Source organism: Marinobacter sp. EhC06 (assembly GCF_001650915.1).
Taxonomy (GTDB): domain Bacteria; phylum Pseudomonadota; class Gammaproteobacteria; order Pseudomonadales; family Oleiphilaceae; genus Marinobacter.
In genome coordinates, this window is record NZ_LXYO01000012.1 from 318,051 (window position 1) to 335,587 (window position 17,537).

Annotated in this window: 20 protein-coding genes; 15 read left to right on the forward strand and 5 right to left on the reverse strand. The window is 57.3% G+C overall.

From position 1 onward, the window contains the following. The first annotated feature begins 1 nt into the window (after position 1). From A8B84_RS07830 to A8B84_RS07890, 13 genes are all read left to right on the forward strand, one after another. The gene (locus tag A8B84_RS07830) at positions 2-1,015 is read left to right on the forward strand and encodes an AraC family transcriptional regulator (RefSeq protein ID WP_064227274.1); all 1,014 of its coding nucleotides are present in this window, start codon (positions 2-4) and stop codon (positions 1,013-1,015) included. A gap of 129 nt (positions 1,016-1,144) precedes the next feature. Then, positions 1,145-1,984, forward strand: a complete 840-nt coding sequence (gene phnC / locus A8B84_RS07835) for a phosphonate ABC transporter ATP-binding protein (RefSeq protein ID WP_064227273.1) — start codon at positions 1,145-1,147, stop codon at positions 1,982-1,984. Beyond that, complete coding sequence (gene phnD, locus A8B84_RS07840; protein WP_064227272.1) at positions 1,981-2,844, forward strand: phosphate/phosphite/phosphonate ABC transporter substrate-binding protein; 864 nt, start codon at positions 1,981-1,983, stop codon at positions 2,842-2,844. The genes phnC and phnD overlap by 4 nt, the downstream gene beginning before the upstream one ends. Positions 2,845-2,852: 8 nt before the next feature. Beyond that, positions 2,853-3,683: a phosphonate ABC transporter, permease protein PhnE gene (gene phnE, locus A8B84_RS07845; RefSeq protein WP_064227271.1), complete on the forward strand. Its 831-nt coding sequence runs from the start codon at positions 2,853-2,855 to the stop codon at positions 3,681-3,683. A gap of 9 nt (positions 3,684-3,692) precedes the next feature. Next, a complete protein-coding gene (locus A8B84_RS07850) occupies positions 3,693-4,703 on the forward strand; it encodes a phosphonate dehydrogenase (RefSeq protein ID WP_064227270.1) in 1,011 nt (336 codons plus the stop codon). After that, the gene (locus A8B84_RS07855; protein WP_064227269.1) at positions 4,697-5,557 is read left to right on the forward strand and encodes a LysR family transcriptional regulator; all 861 of its coding nucleotides are present in this window, start codon (positions 4,697-4,699) and stop codon (positions 5,555-5,557) included. The genes A8B84_RS07850 and A8B84_RS07855 overlap by 7 nt, the downstream gene beginning before the upstream one ends. Before the next feature lie 102 nt (positions 5,558-5,659). After that, a complete protein-coding gene (locus tag A8B84_RS07860) occupies positions 5,660-6,892 on the forward strand; it encodes an RNA polymerase sigma factor (protein WP_064227268.1) in 1,233 nt (410 codons plus the stop codon). 84 nt (positions 6,893-6,976) lie between these two features. Continuing rightward, positions 6,977-7,336 (forward strand): YciI family protein, encoded by a 360-nt coding sequence (locus tag A8B84_RS07865; protein ID WP_064227267.1) that lies wholly within the window; start codon positions 6,977-6,979, stop codon positions 7,334-7,336. Positions 7,337-7,350: 14 nt separating this feature from the next. After that, positions 7,351-7,704: a DUF1428 domain-containing protein gene (locus A8B84_RS07870; protein ID WP_064227266.1), complete on the forward strand. Its 354-nt coding sequence runs from the start codon at positions 7,351-7,353 to the stop codon at positions 7,702-7,704. Between the two features lie 127 nt (positions 7,705-7,831). Beyond that, positions 7,832-8,218, forward strand: coding sequence for a cupin domain-containing protein (locus tag A8B84_RS07875; RefSeq protein ID WP_064227265.1), 387 nt, complete (start codon positions 7,832-7,834; stop codon positions 8,216-8,218). A gap of 150 nt (positions 8,219-8,368) precedes the next feature. Next, positions 8,369-8,977, forward strand: coding sequence for a sigma-70 family RNA polymerase sigma factor (locus A8B84_RS07880; protein ID WP_064227264.1), 609 nt, complete (start codon positions 8,369-8,371; stop codon positions 8,975-8,977). Next, entirely contained in the window at positions 8,974-9,705 is a 732-nt protein-coding gene (locus A8B84_RS07885) for an anti-sigma factor domain-containing protein (RefSeq protein ID WP_064227263.1), read from the forward strand. Before A8B84_RS07880 ends, A8B84_RS07885 begins: the two co-directional genes overlap by 4 nt. 117 nt (positions 9,706-9,822) lie before the next feature. Continuing rightward, positions 9,823-10,251: a hypothetical protein gene (locus A8B84_RS07890; RefSeq protein WP_064227262.1), complete on the forward strand. Its 429-nt coding sequence runs from the start codon at positions 9,823-9,825 to the stop codon at positions 10,249-10,251. Between the two features lie 50 nt (positions 10,252-10,301). Here the strand turns inward: A8B84_RS07890 and A8B84_RS07895 are convergent, their stop codons facing one another. The 4 genes from A8B84_RS07895 to A8B84_RS07910 form a co-directional block, all read right to left on the reverse strand. Beyond that, a complete protein-coding gene (locus A8B84_RS07895) occupies positions 10,302-11,627 on the reverse strand; it encodes a sensor domain-containing diguanylate cyclase (protein ID WP_064227261.1) in 1,326 nt (441 codons plus the stop codon). Next, positions 11,624-11,860 (reverse strand): hypothetical protein, encoded by a 237-nt coding sequence (locus tag A8B84_RS07900; protein WP_064227260.1) that lies wholly within the window; start codon positions 11,858-11,860, stop codon positions 11,624-11,626. Before A8B84_RS07900 ends, A8B84_RS07895 begins: the two co-directional genes overlap by 4 nt. 89 nt (positions 11,861-11,949) lie before the next feature. Continuing rightward, a complete protein-coding gene (locus A8B84_RS21585) occupies positions 11,950-13,446 on the reverse strand; it encodes a fibronectin type III domain-containing protein (RefSeq protein ID WP_082905116.1) in 1,497 nt (498 codons plus the stop codon). Between the two features lie 368 nt (positions 13,447-13,814). Next, on the reverse strand, positions 13,815-14,771 hold the full coding sequence (locus A8B84_RS07910) for a helix-turn-helix transcriptional regulator (RefSeq protein ID WP_064227258.1): 957 nt from the start codon (positions 14,769-14,771) through the stop codon (positions 13,815-13,817). A gap of 150 nt (positions 14,772-14,921) precedes the next feature. Here A8B84_RS07910 and A8B84_RS07915 point away from each other — a divergent pair, with 150 nt between their 5' ends. Both A8B84_RS07915 and A8B84_RS07920 read left to right on the forward strand, forming a co-directional pair. After that, positions 14,922-15,557 carry a glutathione S-transferase family protein gene (locus A8B84_RS07915; RefSeq protein WP_064227257.1) on the forward strand — a complete coding sequence of 212 codons (636 nt, stop codon included), beginning with the start codon at positions 14,922-14,924 and terminating at the stop codon, positions 15,555-15,557. A gap of 170 nt (positions 15,558-15,727) precedes the next feature. Further along, positions 15,728-16,222 carry a gamma-glutamylcyclotransferase family protein gene (locus tag A8B84_RS07920; protein ID WP_064227256.1) on the forward strand — a complete coding sequence of 165 codons (495 nt, stop codon included), beginning with the start codon at positions 15,728-15,730 and terminating at the stop codon, positions 16,220-16,222. A 13-nt stretch (positions 16,223-16,235) separates the two neighbouring features. Here A8B84_RS07920 and A8B84_RS07925 read toward each other — a convergent pair whose 3' ends face one another. After that, positions 16,236-17,516: an NAD(P)/FAD-dependent oxidoreductase gene (locus A8B84_RS07925; protein ID WP_296625164.1), complete on the reverse strand. Its 1,281-nt coding sequence runs from the start codon at positions 17,514-17,516 to the stop codon at positions 16,236-16,238. Between the last annotated feature and the right edge of the window lie 21 nt (positions 17,517-17,537).

The following is a 17,537-nucleotide window of genomic DNA, read 5'->3' on the forward strand; positions in this document are numbered from 1 at the left end:
ATTGACGTTAGAGGCCACGGTTTCCATTGGCTGGGTCAACACCGTGATCGGTGCTGCAGAGAGGCTGTCGGTAACGGCCGAGCAACTGCTGGCCGCGGCGGGTATTGCGCACTCCGCCTGCGAACTGGAACGCTGGCCAATTGACGACATTACCCGGCTCTGGCACGCCGCCGAGCGTTGCACCGGTGACCCGGGCTTTGGCCTGAAAGTGGGCGCGGAGTTTTCTCCCATGAGTATCAGTGGTGTCGGGTTTGCGCTGCAGTCCGCCGCCACTCTGCGGGAAGCTATCGTGATGGTGCAGCGTTTCCAGCGGCTGATCTCCGATGGCGGGCGTTTCCAGGTTGTTGCCGGCAACGCGGCCACCTGGCTGGTTTACCACCCCAGGCAGGGCCGGCTGGCATTCAGTCCGCATCAGATTGAGGCGGTGCTGGCCTCGGTGGTGGGCTTCGGGAGCTGGGTTACGGGAACCCGGATGCAACCGGCCCGGGTGCAATTCAGCCAACCGCGACTGGGGCCGTTGGCGGGATATCAGACGGTATTCAACTGCCCGGTGGAATTCGAACAGGCTTTCAGCGGGGTACTGATCGACAATAGCGTTCTGGACCAGCCACTGCCCCAGGCCGACCCTCAGCTTGCGCAAGTGCACGAGCGCTACACAACCGCTCGCCTCGCCGCGCTTTCCATCAACAGTGCCTCGGTGCCCGAAATACGGAGATGGCTCACCGCCCGGATAGGACCGGTTCTGCCCCGCCGGGCAGACGCAGCGGAAGCCCTTGGCATCAGCGAGCGCAGCCTGGCCCGGCGACTCCATGAACAAGGCCAGACCTTCGATGGGCTTGTAGACGACGTACGCCGCGAAAAGGCCCTGCAGGCGGTTGCCGATGCCACCTCTTCCCTGCCGGAAATCGCTGAAGCACTGGGTTTTGCCGAGGCAAGCACCTTTTACCGCGCGTTCCGGCGCTGGACGGGCATGCCGCCGGTGCGGTGGCGCAAGCAGGGAAATCTGACTGAGTAAATCTTCTTTGGCTGGCGCAAATGGTCATTAAGGTGTCACCTCACTGACACTGCACTGTCACCTCCCAGGATTAGCGTTTGCATTGTAAGTCGCAATCAAGCGAGCTTATTCATTGCAAAAGGTGATCCAATGACGCCTGCTTCATACCCCGACATGATGCTTCGCATTGAGGACATGGGGGTGACTTACCCCGGCAATGTCCTTGCTCTACGGCCCACCACCGTTGATTTCAACAAGGGCGAGTTTACGGTCCTGCTCGGCCTTTCCGGTGCGGGCAAATCCACGCTGCTGAGGTCACTCAACCACCTGGTGCAGCCAACGGCTGGCAAGGTCGTTTCGGCGGAATTTGGTGACCTTGATAACCGCAGAACCGTGCGGCTGCATCGAAGCCGCACTGCCATGGTGTTCCAACATCATCAGTTGATCGAGCGCCACACTGCACTCCAGAACGTGCTGACAGGCAGGCTTGCCTATCACAGCACCTGGCGCAGCCTATTACCACTGCCCAGGTACGATCTTGAACTTGCCCTTCACTGCCTTGAACGCGTTGGGCTTGCCGACAAAGCTCTGGCCAGGATTGACCAGCTGTCTGGTGGCCAGCAACAGCGAGTTGGCATCGCCCGTGCGCTTGCACAACAGCCCTCAATGATTCTCGCGGATGAACCCGTTGCCAGTCTCGATCCGGCCACGTCGGAAAAGGTACTGGGGTTACTTCGCGATATCTGTCAGGAAGATGGTATTACCGCTGTTATTTCACTGCACCAGCTGGAATACGCCCAACGCTTTGCAGACCGAATCATCGGCCTGGCCAATGCCCGGATTGTGTTCGATGCACCACCTGCGCAATTGAAGCAACACCACCTGAATGAGATCTACCACGGGAACTACGAAACCAAACCCCGAACCGTCCCGGTTCCCGGCAATACAACCGTTAACCCCCAACCGACGAAACTGGAGATAGCCCGATGAAAGCGTTACTGAACCTCTTGATCGCACTCTGCCTGGTGACAGGATTGAATCCGCAGGCACTCGCAGCAGATCCAGACCCTGATCTTCTGAAAGTTGCTCTCCTGCCCGATGAGAACGCCTCTGAACTGATCAAACGCAATCAACCACTGAAAGACTATCTGGAAAGCACGCTTGGCAAGGAAGTTGAACTGATCGTTACTACCGATTATTCCTCGATGATCGAAGCCATGCGCTTCGGACGTATCGACCTGGCTTACTTCGGCCCCCTGTCCTACGTGATGGCCAAAAGCAAGAGCGACATCGAACCCTTTGCAGCCATGATTGTGGACGGCAAGCCCACGTACCGCTCCATCATCATTGCCAACGCAGATTCCGGGGTTGAATCCTATGCCGACATCAAGGGCAAGAAAATGGCCTATGGTGATCGGGCCTCTACATCGAGCCACCTGATTCCCAAAACTGTCCTGATGGAATCTGCGGGCCTGGAAGCCGGCCGTGACTATGAGGCACATTTCGTAGGGTCCCACGACTCTGTTGCAGTGAATGTGGCAAATGGCAACGCAGAGGCCGGCGGCCTGTCCGAGGTGATTTTCCAGCATGTGATGGATCGTGGCCTGATCGACCGCAACAATGTGAAGGTTCTAGGATATAGCGGCGAGTTCCCCCAGTATCCTTGGGCCATGCGCTCAAATCTCGCCCCTGAGCTGAAAGAAAAGGTTCGAAACGCCTTCATCAGCATCGACGACAAGGAAATCCTGAGCAACCTCAAGGCTGAAGGCTTTGCTGCTATCTCCGATTCGGATTACGACGTAATCCGGCGCATGGGTAGCCTCCTGAACCTCGACTTCGCCAAGATGTGAGGAATTCCATGAGTTATACCCCGACGGAACCGGCGACTCTGTCGTCGGCTCCGTCAGCGCCGGTGCTGGATGAGCATGCCCGGGGCTGGCGGAGAAAACTCCTGCAGGCAGGCCTGGTTCTTGCGGTGATTCTCATTGCCAGCTGGTACGTGGGCCTGCTCAATTTCAAAACCCTGGCCAATGGCGTGCCGGCGATTGGCGTCCTGTTGGGTGAATCGCTGCCGCCCGACTTTACCAATGTGATGAACTGGGTGTCGCCACTTGTCGATACCCTAGCAATGAGCATTGCCGGCACTGCAATTGCGGTTGCCGCTTCGGTACCGTTAGCTTTCCTTGCTGCCCGGAATACGTCGCCACATCCCGCGGTTTTCCACATAACCCGTACCATGCTCAATGGCCTGCGCTCGGTACCCGAACTGATCATGGGGATTATCTTTGTCGCTGCCGTCGGCTTTGGCGCGCTACCGGGCGTTCTTGCCCTCGGCCTTCATTCTATTGGGATGGTCGGCAAATTCTTTGCAGAAGCCATTGAACATGTGGACGAAGCCCCGGTGGAAGCAGCCGATGCTGCCGGAGCGACCCGCCTACAGGTTCTCTGGCACGCAGTTCTGCCTCAGGTTCTGCCACAGTTCGCCGATGTATCCATCTACCGCTGGGAGTACAACTTCCGCGCCTCAACCGTCATGGGCATGGTAGGGGCCGGAGGCATCGGTTTCGAACTCATGGGCTCGCTGCGCATCATGCAGTACCAGGAAGTCAGTGCCATCCTGATTGTTATCCTGCTGATGGTCACGATTGTCGATAGCCTGAGCGGCTTCCTCCGTAAGAAATTCAAGTAAGGAAAACGAATGAAACCAAGAGTTGTGATAACTCACCGGGTACACGATGAAGTCCTGGCTGCCCTCGAACCACATTGTGAGCTGGTAACCAATCAGTCAAACCGCACGCTCCCGCCAGATTCGGTAAAGGCCAGGGTATCCACAGCCGATGCCGTGATGGCCTTCATGCCGGACAGAATCGGCGAGGAGTTTCTGGCTGATTGCCCTAACCTGAAGATCGTGGGCGCAGCCCTGAAAGGTTATGACAACTTCGATGTGGACGCCTGCACTCGCCATGGGGTGTGGCTGTCATTCGTGCCGGATCTTCTAACCGTCCCCACCGCAGAACTGACCATCGGACTCACCGTTAGCCTTACCCGGCAGGTAAAGGCAGCGGACGAATTTGTTCGTTCCGGAGAGTTCAGAGGGTGGCAGCCGAAGTTCTACGGGCTGGGGATTGAGGGCGCAACCATTGGCATTGTTGGAATGGGTGCCATTGGTAAGGCCATCGCTGCCCGTCTGCAAGGATGGGGCGCGAACCTGCTGTACTCACAGCCGGAGGGCTTGCCTTCTGATGAAGAGAGGAAATTGGGACTGGCGCACACAGGGCTGGAAGAGCTTCTCGCCCAATCCGATATCGTAATATTGGCATTGGCACTGAACGAGCATACCTTTCACACCATAAACCCTTTACGCCTGGCACTGATGAAGCGGGGAGCCTATCTGGTCAACCCATGCAGGGGTTCCGTGGTGGATGAGAACGCCGTATTGGCGGCACTGGCTTCCGGACAGTTGGGTGGTTACGCCGCCGATGTGTTCGAAATGGAGGACTGGGCGCGATCGGATCGTCCGCATGAGATCAGTCCGGAGTTACTTGCCCATCCGAACACATTATTTACCGCTCACATCGGCTCGGCCGTACAAAGTGTAAGGCTCGCCATTGAGCAACGGGCGGCCGAGAACATTCTGCAGGCATTGAGGGGTGAACGGCCGCGGGATGCGATCAATTCTCCGTCGGTACGTGAGAACTCTCCATGCTGAATCCGGTCTGGCTCAAGAGCTTTATCGCGTTGGTCCAGCATCAGAGTTTTCAGGCCGCTGCCGAGAATCTTGGAATCGCCCAACCCACTCTCTCCCAGCATATCCAGAAACTGGAACAAGACCTGGATGTGTTGTTAATTCGAAGGGGAAGATCAGGCTGCGAGCCCACCAGGGCAGCTTTGGCACTGGCACCATTCGCAAACAGTATATTGCGCCTCGACAAACATGCCCGTGAAGCGGTTCGGGGGGCCGGCGTTCGGATAGGGGCGAGCTCAAACATCGGCATATACATGCTCCAGCCCTATCTTCGGGCCTTCAGGGACGATACAGCCTCGCCCGACGTAGACCTCGTAATTGATAATAACCCCTCAATTGCCCGGCAACTGACAATCGGTGAACTCGACATAGCCATAATGGAGTGGTGGCAGCCCAAACCCGGATTTCTGTCGCAGGATTGGCGGCAAGAACAGATGGTACTGATTGTTCCACCCGATCACCCATGCGCAGATCTTCAAAGCATAGATCGGGACACCCTCGCAGAAATGACGCTTCTTGGCGGAGAGCCTGGCACAGGCACAGGCCGGCTACTGGCACAATTTTTCGGTGATCAGGGACCGTTCCCGAAAGTGTCCATGCAACTGGGTAGCACAGAGGCTGTGAAACAGGCCGTCAAGGCTGGACTGGGAATATCCCTGGTTCTCGCAGCCAGTGTGACCGAGGAGGTTCGCGCAGGCACCTTGCAGGCCATTCCCGTTAGCGAGCCCGGGCTGGCAAAGGAGCTTGTGGTTGTCTATCCGGAGGCTTTTGCGGCCCACCCCCCAGTGTCCGCGTTCCTTGGTCATCTATGCCATTGAGATCCAGGCCTGGCAGTCAGGCCTGATCTCTGATAAAGAAACATTCAAGTACAGGAAAAAAGACATCTCGAACCCTGGAATTCAAGGGACCCCAGTTTAACGATGACTACCGATGATCAATGGATTGAACAGATCTACCAGCAGCATTCACGCCGCGTGCTTGCAACGCTGATCAGGCTGCTGGGCGACTTCACGCTGGCCGAGGAGGCCATGCAGGAAGCGTTTACCTCTGCCGTGCGGCAATGGCGGCAGGAGGGTTTTCCCGACAACCCTTCGGCCTGGCTTATCCGGGCCGGTCATCGCAGGGGTATAGACCACATTCGCCGTTCCCAGACGGCACAACATTATTCTCACCTGATCGATCAGCCGGAGGAGACCGGTACCAGCGCTATCGGGCAGACCTTCGACGACGATCAACTCCGACTGTTATTTACCTGCTGCCACCCCGCCCTGCCCCTGGATGCCCGCGTGGCTCTGACCCTTCGCGAAATGTGCGGACTGACCACCGAACAGGTGGCCAGTGGGCTCTTGCAGAAGCCCGCAACCCTGGCCCAACGGATCGTACGCGCCAAGAGAAAGATCCGGGATGCCGGCATTCCCTATGAGGTGCCGGAGGCGAAGGAGCTGCCGGAGAGGCTGCCCGGAGTACTCCGGGTAATCTACCTGGTGTTCAACGAAGGTTATTCCCGCAGTGATGGTGAGCAAATTTTCGACGTTCACCTTTCGGCAGAGGCCATTCGCCTGGCTGAAGTGCTGGCAAGACTGCTACCAGAGGGCGAAGTGTTCGGCTTGCTGGCTTTGATGCAGCTTCAGAACTCCCGACAGAACGCACGTCAGGATAACGAAGGAAATCTGATCACTCTGGAAGATCAGGATCGCTCACTCTGGGACCAGGCCAGCATAGATTCTGGCTTCAGATGGCTGGAGGCCGCCCTGGCCCGCACGCCAACCGGGCCTTACACCCTTCAGGCTTCTATCGCAGCGGTTCACGCCGAGGCGCCAAAAGCCAGCGAAACCAACTGGGCCCGCATAGTGCGCCTGTACAACGCTCTGTACCAACAGCAACCGTCTCCGGTAATTGCCCTCAACCGGGCCGTGGCCATTGCCATGCGGGACACCCCGGCAGATGGCCTGCAGCTCCTTGAGGAGCTGATGAGCCACAAGGCCTTTGCTGGTTACCACCTGTTCCATGCTGCCCGGGCGGACCTTCAGCGCCGGGCCGGCAACCTTGAAGAGGCAAGACAATCTTATGAGCGTGCACTGGGCCTTGTCTCCCAAGGTCCCGAACGGCGCTTTCTGGAGCGCAGGCTGACAGAGCTTGAGAAATTTTCCTGATTTCCCGCCTTTCTCTGTCGATTTTGCTCAGCGCTACGCGACTACTTATCGAAAACATCGAACAACACACATGGAGGAGCGCACATGAAATACGTGGCCCTGGTGTATTACCAGGAGAGCATCATCAATGCCATGACAGAACAGGAATGGCACGACCTCAACCAGGAGTGTATCGCTGGCGTGGAAAGGCTGGCACAGCAGGGCAACTTCATAACCGGCCAGCCACTGCAACCCGTGGAGACGGCAACGACGGTACGTGTGCGGGAAGATGAGGTGCTGGTGTCTGATGGTCCCTTCGCCGAAACCAAGGAGCAGCTGGCGGGGTTCTACCTGCTGGAAGCCAGGGACCTCAATGAGGCGCTGCAACTTGCCAGCCGGATTCCACCGGCCCGTTTTGGCAGCATAGAGGTACGGCCAGCGCGGGAACTGCCCCCTAAAGATTGAAAAGGAGACGCACCATGAGCTATGTCGATGGATTCGTTGCCGCCGTTCCAACCGCCAACAAGGAGAAATACATCAAGCACGTCAGCGATGCCGCTGTGGTTTTCAAGGAGCACGGTGTCCTGCAGATGGTCGAGTGCTGGGGCGATGATGTCCCGGAGGGTGAACTGACCTCGTTTCCCAAGGCTGTCCAGTGCAAGCCCGATGAAACCGTTGTGTTCGCGTGGCTGCTGTGGCCGTCACGGGAGGTGCGTGATAAGGCCATGCCACGAATCATGGATGATCCGCGCCTCCAGCCGGACGTAAACCCCATGCCATTCGATGGCAAGAGACTAATTTATGGAGGATTTTCTGTCTTAGTTGATGAATGAATACCGGTGACCCGGAACAAACCGAAAACATCGGGCAATCTATGCTATTTTGGTGGTCAGGGCCAAACCCGAAGTAAGCGTGCAGTGGGTATGGCCCTGGCAACAAATCGACACGGAGGTAATCTTTATGCATATCGCAAAAGAAGATGTACCTGTTCGGATCGATGCCCCCGGTGCAATAGCTCGGCAGAAAACCGATTTCGGTGATGTCACGGGCTACGGGAAGATGGGCGCTGAGTATTTTTCGTTTGGCGCCGGCACCGATATAACTGAGTTGCTTCACGGGCTTGAAAACGACAGTTGTCAGAGCCCCCATTGGGGATATGTTGTTAGCGGCGAAATCACCGCGATTTACACCGATGGCGAGGAAGAAACTTCCCGCAGTGGTGATCTATTCTACTGGCCTCCCGGGCACAGCGTGAGGGCAGAAGCAGACACCGACATTGTGATGTTCAGTCCACAGCACGAGCATGGCGAGGTGATCGACCACATCGGGCGCCAGATCAGCGGCTGAGCCGTTGCCCACAGCCCCTGCGTGAGGAGGGGAGGTAACCTCCCTTCCTCACATCCACCCGCTTCAGCCGACAGACTCCGGGCAAATTCCTGTTGAGCAGCGGCGAACCAACAAGTAACCTGCTGATCAGACACCAGAGCCTGAGGCACCATGAAGCCTGACTCCCATCAGCTCCCAGACAATGCCATCGGCGCGACGAGTTCGCAGTCGCCCTCAGACACCCCTGAGCGTGTTGCTGAGCTGATTCACCGTGTGGCTCGGAAAGACCGCCAGGCTTTCGCCCTCCTCTACCAGGCAACTGCTCCGAAACTTCTGGGCACCGTATTGCGTATCCTCAGAGACAGAGGATGGGCAGACGATGTTATCCAGGACAGTTACCTCAAGATCTGGCAGAAAGCAGAGCAATTTCAGGACGGCAAATCCTCGCCTATCACCTGGCTGGTTTCGATTGCCCGTAACAGTGCGATTGATGAGCTTCGCAAACACCCTGCCGGACGCACCACGAACAGCGATGAGCTGGACGAGATGCCGGGCAGACAGTCAACGGCTCAGGAACAGCTGGAAGACCAGCAGGCGGCAAATAAACTGAATCACTGCATAGACCAACTGGAGAAAGACCGACAGGACATGGTGCGGCTCGCCTACCTCAATGGCTGGTCCCGGGAAGATCTGGCAAGCCAGTTCGAGCAGCCGGTCAATACGGTGAAAACCTGGCTACACCGCGCCCTGAAACAGATCAAAAGGTGCCTGGAATCATGACGGAACGCGACGACCTGGACATGCTGGTTGCAGAGTTCGTTCTGGGTACCCTACCGGCCCAGGAACGGGAGTATGTTGAAACCCGGCGCAGCGAGGATCCGGAGGTGGAGGCCCTGATTCTGCAGTGGGAAGAGCGATTGGGCCGGCTAGCTGAAGAAACAGAGCCCGTGCAGCCGTCGCCAGCGCTGTTCGCAAAAATCGAGAAGGCTCTGGACCGAATCGAATCGACACCCCGCAAGGCTGCCGAAGCCTCCAACGTGGTTGCACTGCGCAGTCAGCTGAAGCGCTGGCGCTGGAGTACGGCGATTGCTTCGGCGGCTGCCCTGCTGTTGATGGCAGTCCTGGTGTTCCAGCCACAGCCCACACCTCAAACGCAGTCGTTTGTAGCGGTGTTCCAGCATAATGATGAACAGCCGGCCTTCCTGCTAACGGTGGACCTGAAGGAGCAACGGCTGAATATCCGGCCGGTGACCGCCGAGCCAAGACCCGGAAAATCCTATCAGTTGTGGATCAAGGCGGACGAGCTGGGACCAAACCCACGTTCGGTGGGCGTTCTGGGCAACGATTTCAAACTTGATGAGGGGGCCTTGAGAAGTTATGACCCGGCCCTTCTCAAGGAAGCCACGTTCGGGATCAGTGTCGAGCCCGAAGGCGGCTCACCCACTGGCCAGCCCACCGGGCCAGCGATTCATGGTTACCTCTACCCCACCGACGGCAACAATCAGTAGTCGGGACCACAAAAAATCAACGGTGCCTGAAACTTTGCGTACCCGCTCCCGTAGCTGCAGTTAAGCCGTCCAATAACAACCCAATGGACGGTAAACACTGAGACTTAGGAGAACGCAATGACCAAGCACGCAAAAACATCCGTACTTCTGGCCGCCCTGGTTTCCGGCGCATTCGCAACCGGCTCGGCACTGGCCGCTGAGCATAAGGCCGGTGTCTGGACCAATGATCAGTCCGTCGCCAACGGCGTAGTATCCGCCAGAAAGGTGGTTGCCGAGCAGAATGGCTGGCTGGTGGTTCATCGCACCGACGAATCCATGAAGCCCGGCCCTGTCGTTGCCCATGCACCATTGCGCAAAGGCATGAACATGGATGTCGCGGCTATCCTGACCGAGGAAGTGCAATCCGGTGACATGCTCATGCTGATGGTTCACAGCGAAGACGGCGGCATGAAAACCGGAATTTTCGAATACACCCTGGGCGCCAAGGAAGACGGCCCGATCAAGAAAGATGGCAAGCTGGTGATGCAGACCATTACCGCAAAATAATCGCTGACGCTAGGGCTGGCCGCTTGCGTATTTGACGCATTCAGCCAGCCCTACTGTGCCTGACGCTTGCTCGCGTACATTGCGGCATCGGCTTTGCTGACCAACAGCCTCGCGGTTTCCCCATCTTCCGGGTACATGGCCGAACCAATACTGCAAGACACGCGAACCGTTGTTCCGCCGAGAACTACGGGTAAGCTCAGCATATCGCGAATCTTGGCCATGGCGTTTTCGACAGACTCACGACCACGAACGTCGGTGAGTAGCACTGTAAATTCATCACCGCCCATCCTTGCAACGGTATCTGCCTCACGAGTGCAGTCCCTGAGTCTCTGGGCCATCTCGATCAGCAGTTGATCGCCAGCTTCATGACCCAGGGTATCGTTAATCTGCTTGAAGTCGTTCACATCGAGGTACAGCAGCGCCAGCCGACCTTCGTTCCGGCTTGCCGATCGCAGGGCGGTCTCCAGGCGGTCGTAGAACAGGGAACGATTGGTTAACCCGGTAAGCCCGTCGTGATGAGCGAGGAATCGAAGATTTTCTTCTGCACGCTTGCGCTCGACAACCGCAGCAACCTGGGTTGCCACGAACTCCAGTAATGACTTGTCGGCCTCGTCATACGATACGGCCATTGTCGCTCGCTCAATCACCAGGACGCCCAGAACGGACTCGTGGAAAACCAGAGGCACCGCCAGCCAGTTGGCAACCTCTGAGCCGGTTCTAGTGTGCATCCCAAGACCCGAATGCGCCGGATCCTTGGCCGCCATGAGCGATTTTCTGGTGTCGATAACCTCTTCGAGGGCAGATCCAGGGGGCACTTGCCAGTCGATCCAACCGCTGTCCGTGCGCCAGTCTGGCGAGCTGAGCCGACCAGACTGTGACTGATTGAAACCCAGATAAAGATCAGACTCCGGGAAAAGTTCACCAATAATGGAGTGAACACCATCGCACAGATCGCGGAGCGTCTCTGCCTCATGAGCTGCCTCGGAGATCCGGTAAAGCGCGTTGCGAGTCTGGTCGCCCCGCCGTAATGCAGTGACATCGCGAGCCACGGCAATCCGAAGACGATCTTCCTCAGACCAGCGAGCCGACCACAGGATGTGCACGGCATGCCCATCTCTGTGCAGGTAACGATTTTCAAAATCCGTGTGGGTGTGACCACTCATTACCCGGCGGGCTGCGACCAGGGTGCGCTCCTGGTCTTCCGGGTGAATATAGTCAAGCAGTGGCGTTCCGATCATTTCCGCTGACGAGTAACCGAGCAACTGCAGGCAAGCCTCACTGACGAAAACGATCTGGCCGGATTCGTCCACCACGAAGATCGTGTCGAGTATGAGGTTGACCAGCTTGGGGTAGAGAGCATTGAGATCGATCGTCACATTCCATCTCCCTTTACGCCCAACCGGTCCAGGTAGAGATGCAGGTCTGCCTCGCTCATATCCACATATTCGAGCACCCTGCCATAGAGCATGGCGGTCGGGACATTACGGCCATTCAGCTCTCGCTGGGTTTCGTGCAGCACGTAAAGAATGATTCTTTCAGTGCGGGTCAGGCCGTCTCTGGCATCAGGGATAACTTCAAGAAGCGCGCGAGAGTGGTCTGAAACAGCCATTATGTACCTGGGAAGATGCGATGGACCAGTACATAGTAGCAGGCTGGCAGCGAAGCCCACAGGGGGCAACGCTGCCTTTTAGTGGCAAATCAGATCTGTTTGTAGACCACCTCGGACAGACGGCTGCGGTTGCCATCGGTGTCCAGGGTTCGGATGGCGAAGTACCAGGTGCCCTCGGTAAGTTCGTCCACAAGCAACTCATCCACAGAGGCATCACCAATCGCGAGGCTCTGGTCCAGGTTTTCAGCGCTGTTGCCATAGACCACTTCGAAGCCAGCGATTTCGCCCATGGCCAGGCTCACACCATTCTCGCGGGTCAGCGGCGCGGTCCAGCTCAGCAGTGCCGTATTTGCCGGGACAGTTTCCTCGGGCGTCGTTTCGGTAACTGGCTCGCTGGTTTCCGTGTCTGTTCCTGTGTCCGCTACGGTTTCGTCAGTAGTGGTATCAGTTGATGTTTCGCCGCCTGAAGTAACATCACCAGAAGTGTCGGGCTCAGTCGTACCGGCAACCTGCTCGTCCGTTGAACCGGTAGAGGTATCGGTCGACGTATCAGTGCTGGTGTCTGTTGAGCTGTCAGGCGAACTGCCGGCATCGGTTCCAGCGGTTTCATCGCCGCCGGTGGCTTGTTCGGTGGTATCACCCGAGTCGGCAACACCGGTATCACTCTCTTCGTTTACATCGGCAATGGTCTTAAAGCGTTGCACGTTGCGGTACTCGACAACCACCAGCTTCTGGCTGATGACGCTTGAATCCACCGCATTCTGAAGCTCAGAAGACTGCAGTGCTGCGGCACTGACAAGATCCGCCAGCGCCACGTTGGTACCGTTACCCATCACGCTTATCTGTCCTGTCGCACTGACCTGTGAGGTAACATCCGTCAGTACATCAGAAATCGAATCCCATTGGGTATTGTCGTTTACCAGAGCCAGAAATGCCGCGTTGGCAATTGCCACCTGAATAGCGTCAGCCGTTACGCCGGTCATTTCGTCCAGGCTGGTCAGGTCCGGCGGGGTCAGGCGCAAGGCGCCGGCCGGAAGGCCGAACCAGTTTTCGACTGTGGTGTAAGCATTGGAAATGGCAACCGGTGAAAGGCCGTCACCACTGCGCTCGGCCAATGTTACGGCCAAGTGGGTCAGTGGAGTAAGGTTAACGGTTTCCATACGTAGATCGCCGGCACCTCGAAGGCTGAAACTGCTATCCAGAGGCATGGTCTGGCCAAACGCCACCGGCGCTCCGCCAGCCTGATCGCACTGGGGAACGACATCACAGATCATGCGGGTGCCGCTATCAGCCGTCAGTTCAACTAAAGCCCAGCCTTCGGCCTTGCCGCGAAGCTGCCACTCGTAACTGCCGTCGTCTGCCGTCAACACCGGTTTTGCTGCCTGGCGCTGGGGCGAATAATAGCCGTCTTTATCCGCAATCAGGCGATTGGCAACAACCAATCCCTGCTGGATGACGCCCTTCATCGCTGCGCCAGCAATCTGCACTGTCGGCTCGGTCGTGACCGACGACTGTGTCGAGGTGGTGTCATCGTCACTGGAAATGTCCAGACCGCAGCCCGAAAGCAGAACGGCCGCAGGAAACATCAGCAGTCCTTGCTTCGTTAGTTTTTTGCCGCAATATGACATTTTTCGCACCAATTATTTGACGAATTTGAGCGAATCTTACAGCGGCAGTTTTCGGTTATATGCGTCGCAGTTCCGGATTTCCCGGGGCGAATCCGTCAGGAAATTGGCGTTTACGCAGGGATACACGTTGTGATGGAAGGTTACAGCCCGAGGGCTAGGTTTCTGATCATAAGATATTGTTTTACCTGGCTTTTAAGGATCAAGCTAAAATTAGAACTCTGCGCTGGAATCTAGCGGCGATGCCTCGAATTACAAATTTAAACGTTGGCAAAACGAGAGCGGTTTCACAGTCTGGACGGGAACAGTCGAGCTGAATGGACAGGTATTCATCGACAGCATTCCAGCAGCCGTGTTGCATGCTCCCGCACGGCATCTTTGAGAGCGACAGGATTGAGGATGGTAAAACGGAACGGAAGCTGCGACAGCCACCAGGCGAACCAGTCGAGACTGTCTGTTTGAGTGTTGAACAACAGCCCGTCTCTGCACTGCTCAAACTGATTGCTGCAGGAGGAGTAGGAATTTATCACCGTTGCCGCTGTCTCAAGGTCTGCATGCAAGAGTACGGAAACCTCGTGAGTTCCACTCCAGTCGCGAAAACTCTCGCTAAGGAAGTCCGCCGCATCAAACCCTGGAGGTCGCTGGAAGGTACCCGACAGCACATGAACATCACTGATGCGGTCCAGACGGAACGAGCGCATAGCCTGCCGCAGATGGCAGAAGCCGGTGAGGTACCAGCGCCCTTGCCGGAACACCAGCCCATAGGGATCAACACTTCGGTCCATCCCTCCGCGATCCGGGGAGTGGTAGGTAAACCCTACCGAACGCATTGCTTCCGTGGCAACGGTCAGGGTTTGCAGGGCGCGGTCGTCCAGGCTGGGTTCGCCGCGCGGGAGGATCACCCGGGTTGTGTCGCTGACACCGCGGACCCGCTTCTTCAGGTTGGCTGGCATCACCCGTTCCAGTTTCGCCTGCACGCTGGCTATCGCCGGTGCGGCATCCGCCAGCCCAAGCTGTTGTGCGGCCAGCAGCCCAAGAGAGACCGCCAGGGTTTCCTCGTCAGTGAACATCATTGGTGGCAACTTGAAACCTGCCACCAATCGGTAACCACCGTAACGCCCCTGCTCGGTCATCACCGGAATGCCCAGGTCCTCAAGCACGGTGATGTAGCGACGGATGGTTCGCCGGTCCACGCCCAGCCGTTCTGCCAGTTCGGCCCCGCCGATCTGGCCATGGGCCTGCAACAATTCCAGCACGGTCAACACCCGCGTCGTGGGACCAGACATTGTCGCCTTCCTCCTGGCAGCTTTTCCGGTGATTTACATTAAAAATGCATCTTGCCATTTATTTAGGACAGATATTGGCCTATTTCCACATTAATCTGATCTCGCAGTAACCCATACCCCTGCAAACACAGGCTTGAAAAGGAGATCAGCATGTCGGAACTCACGTTTTACACCCACCCAATGTCACGCGGCCGTGTTGTACGCTGGATGCTGGAAGAAGTCGGAATTCCCTATACCGTCGAGACGATGGAATTCGGCCCGGACATGAAAACCCCGGAATACCTGACCATCAACCCGATGGGCAAGGTGCCCGCCATCAAACACGGCAACACCATTGTGACCGAGGTGGCGGCCATCTGTGCTTACCTCGCGGACCAGTTCCCGGACAAGAAGCTCGCCCCACCGTCAGGCTCTGCGGAACGCGGCGCCTACTATCGCTGGCTGTTTTTCATGGCAGGCCCTTTCGAGATGGCCACCAGCGCACTCGCCTATGGCTGGAAGATCGATAGCAGCAACGCCCAGGCGGTCGGCTGCGGCCGGGTGGAAGACAGCATCAATACACTGGAAAAAGTGCTGGGCGCGAGCCCCTATATTTGCGGCGATACGTTCACCGCAGCGGATGTGCTGGTCAGCAGTTACCTGTGGTGGGAAACCATGCAGAAGAACATCCCGCAAAACGCGGTGTTCCAGGATTACATCCAACGGACAGAAGCACGACCAGCGGCAAAGCGGGCCAATGAGCTGGATGATGCCTTGGCTGAAACCATGAAGGCGGTCGAGGCGTGAGGTTCTGCCAGCGGCGGCCGGCAATACTAAGCACAATACGCTGGGTACGTTCAGTACCCAATCGCGGATAGCCAGTATTGTCGGCGCCAGCTGGCGCACATGAAATGCAGCCCCTGCAATGACACCGAAATCGCTGGTAGGCTCAGTTTAGTCGCCAACAAGGACACTCCATGCTCTGCTTCACCTACGGCTCCAACATGTCACATCGACGCCTCCAGGCCCGGGTACCATCGGCCCGGTTTGTGGCTGTGGCAGAGCTTCCGGCCCATCGGCTTCGCTTTCATAAATCGGCCGGGGATGGCTCTGCCAAATGCGATGCAGAGGAAACCGGCAATCCGGACGATCGGGTAATTGGTGTAGTGTACGAGATTGACGATGGAGAAAAGCCGGACCTTGATCGACACGAGGCCCTGGGGTTTGGCTACGAAGAAAAGCAGGTGGAGCTGGCAAGCGGCCGCGACCAAATTCAGGCCTGGATGTATTACGCCACGCGCATCAACACTGCACTACAGCCTTTCCATTGGTACAAAGACCACGTCCTTATCGGCGCCAGGGAGAACGGCCTGCCAGTTGAGTACATTGCACAGATCGAAGCCGTGGAGTCTATTGACGACCCGAAGCCCGAACGTCATGGGCGTGAGTTGTCGATTTACGGTAAGTCCTGAACGGCCCTGGGCGTCAAACCCCCAGTCTGTCACGCAACGCATAGTACCAGGCCCCCATCGCCGTCAAAGGCACCCGGAACGCGCGGCCACCCGGGAACGGGTAATGGGGCAGGCTGGCGAATGCATCAAACCTTTCCGCCTGATCCTGGATCGCGAGTGCCAACGCTTTGCCAGCCACGTGAGTAAAAGTGACGCCATGGCCGGAACAGCCCTGGGAATAAAAGACGTTCTCGTGCAATCGGCCGAGCTGGGGCAGGCGCGACAGGGTGAGCAGAAAATTGCCGGTCCAGGCGTAGTCGACCTTCACGTTTGCCAGTTGCGGGAAGGTTTTCAGCATATTCGGGCGAATCAGCCGCTCGATATTGGCCGGATCGCGGGCACCGTAGACCACACCGCCGCCGTAAATCAGCCGTTTATCACCAGACAGCCTGAAGTAATCCAGCAGGTAGTTGCAGTCTTCGACACAGTTGTCGTTGGGCAGCAACTCTCTGGCAACAGCATCGCCCAACGATTCGGTGGCAATAATCTGCGAGCCGCATGGCATGGATTTGGCGCCGAGTTCCGGCACTAGGCCGCCGAGATAGGCATTGCCCGCCAGAACAACTGTTTGCGCCCTCACCTCGCCCATGTCGGTTTTAACGGTTACGGTTTTACCGGGGACGATGCTCGTTACCGTTGAATGCTCGTGAATCACGCCCCCGCGCGACTCCAGCGCCGCGGCCTCGCCCAGGGCCAGATTAAGGGGATGAATGTGGCCGCCGGTGTGATCGATGGTTCCACCGACATACCGCTCCGTGCCAACCCGGGAGCGGATAGCGTTCCGATCCAGCAGTTCCAGTTGGTCATAACCGAATCGGCGCCACAAGGCCTGCTGGGATTCCAGGTGTTGGAGCTGCTTTGGATTGAGCGCGGCAAAAATACCGCCCTCCTTCAGGTCGCAATGAATGCCGTAACTCTTCACCCTCTGGCGAATGATCTGGCTGCCCTCGAAGGCCATTTCAGAAAGCAACTTCAGGTGGTCTTCTGAGGTCTGGCGCTCAATGCTGTCCAGATCGCGGCTGAAGCTGTTCACGATTTGGCCGCCATTGCGTCCCGATGCACCCCAGCCAACCGTTGCAGCTTCCAGAATCACCACCCTGAAACCGGCTTCTGCCAGGAACAGCGCCGTAGACAGGCCGGTGTAACCGGCACCGACGACGCACACATCCGCCTCGCAGGATCCTCTCAGAGCCGGACGCACTGGGGCCGGGTTGGCAGAGGCTGCGTAATACGATGGAACCGGAGGATACTGGATCATTATGTGGCGCCAGAGAGG

Bases quoted from the DNA above. Each gene is read 5' to 3' on its own strand.
- phnD (WP_064227272.1), top strand. From the start codon at position 1,981: ATGAAAGCGTTACTGAACCTCTTGATCGCACTCTGCCTGGTGACAGGA.
- phnC (WP_064227273.1), top strand. From the start codon at position 1,145: ATGACGCCTGCTTCATACCCCGACATGATGCTTCGCATTGAGGACATG.
- A8B84_RS07875 (WP_064227265.1), top strand. From the start codon at position 7,832: ATGCATATCGCAAAAGAAGATGTACCTGTTCGGATCGATGCCCCCGGT.
- A8B84_RS07885 (WP_064227263.1), top strand. From the start codon at position 8,974: ATGACGGAACGCGACGACCTGGACATGCTGGTTGCAGAGTTCGTTCTG.
- A8B84_RS07870 (WP_064227266.1), top strand. From the start codon at position 7,351: ATGAGCTATGTCGATGGATTCGTTGCCGCCGTTCCAACCGCCAACAAG.
- A8B84_RS07880 (WP_064227264.1), top strand. From the start codon at position 8,369: ATGAAGCCTGACTCCCATCAGCTCCCAGACAATGCCATCGGCGCGACG.
- A8B84_RS07855 (WP_064227269.1), top strand. From the start codon at position 4,697: ATGCTGAATCCGGTCTGGCTCAAGAGCTTTATCGCGTTGGTCCAGCAT.
- A8B84_RS07900 (WP_064227260.1), bottom strand. From the start codon at position 11,860: ATGGCTGTTTCAGACCACTCTCGCGCGCTTCTTGAAGTTATCCCTGAT.
- A8B84_RS07850 (WP_064227270.1), top strand. From the start codon at position 3,693: ATGAAACCAAGAGTTGTGATAACTCACCGGGTACACGATGAAGTCCTG.
- A8B84_RS21585 (WP_082905116.1), bottom strand. From the start codon at position 13,446: ATGTTTCCTGCGGCCGTTCTGCTTTCGGGCTGCGGTCTGGACATTTCC.
- A8B84_RS07860 (WP_064227268.1), top strand. From the start codon at position 5,660: ATGACTACCGATGATCAATGGATTGAACAGATCTACCAGCAGCATTCA.
- A8B84_RS07865 (WP_064227267.1), top strand. From the start codon at position 6,977: ATGAAATACGTGGCCCTGGTGTATTACCAGGAGAGCATCATCAATGCC.
- A8B84_RS07910 (WP_064227258.1), bottom strand. From the start codon at position 14,771: ATGTCTGGTCCCACGACGCGGGTGTTGACCGTGCTGGAATTGTTGCAG.
- phnE (WP_064227271.1), top strand. From the start codon at position 2,853: ATGAGTTATACCCCGACGGAACCGGCGACTCTGTCGTCGGCTCCGTCA.
- A8B84_RS07915 (WP_064227257.1), top strand. From the start codon at position 14,922: ATGTCGGAACTCACGTTTTACACCCACCCAATGTCACGCGGCCGTGTT.
- A8B84_RS07890 (WP_064227262.1), top strand. From the start codon at position 9,823: ATGACCAAGCACGCAAAAACATCCGTACTTCTGGCCGCCCTGGTTTCC.
- A8B84_RS07920 (WP_064227256.1), top strand. From the start codon at position 15,728: ATGCTCTGCTTCACCTACGGCTCCAACATGTCACATCGACGCCTCCAG.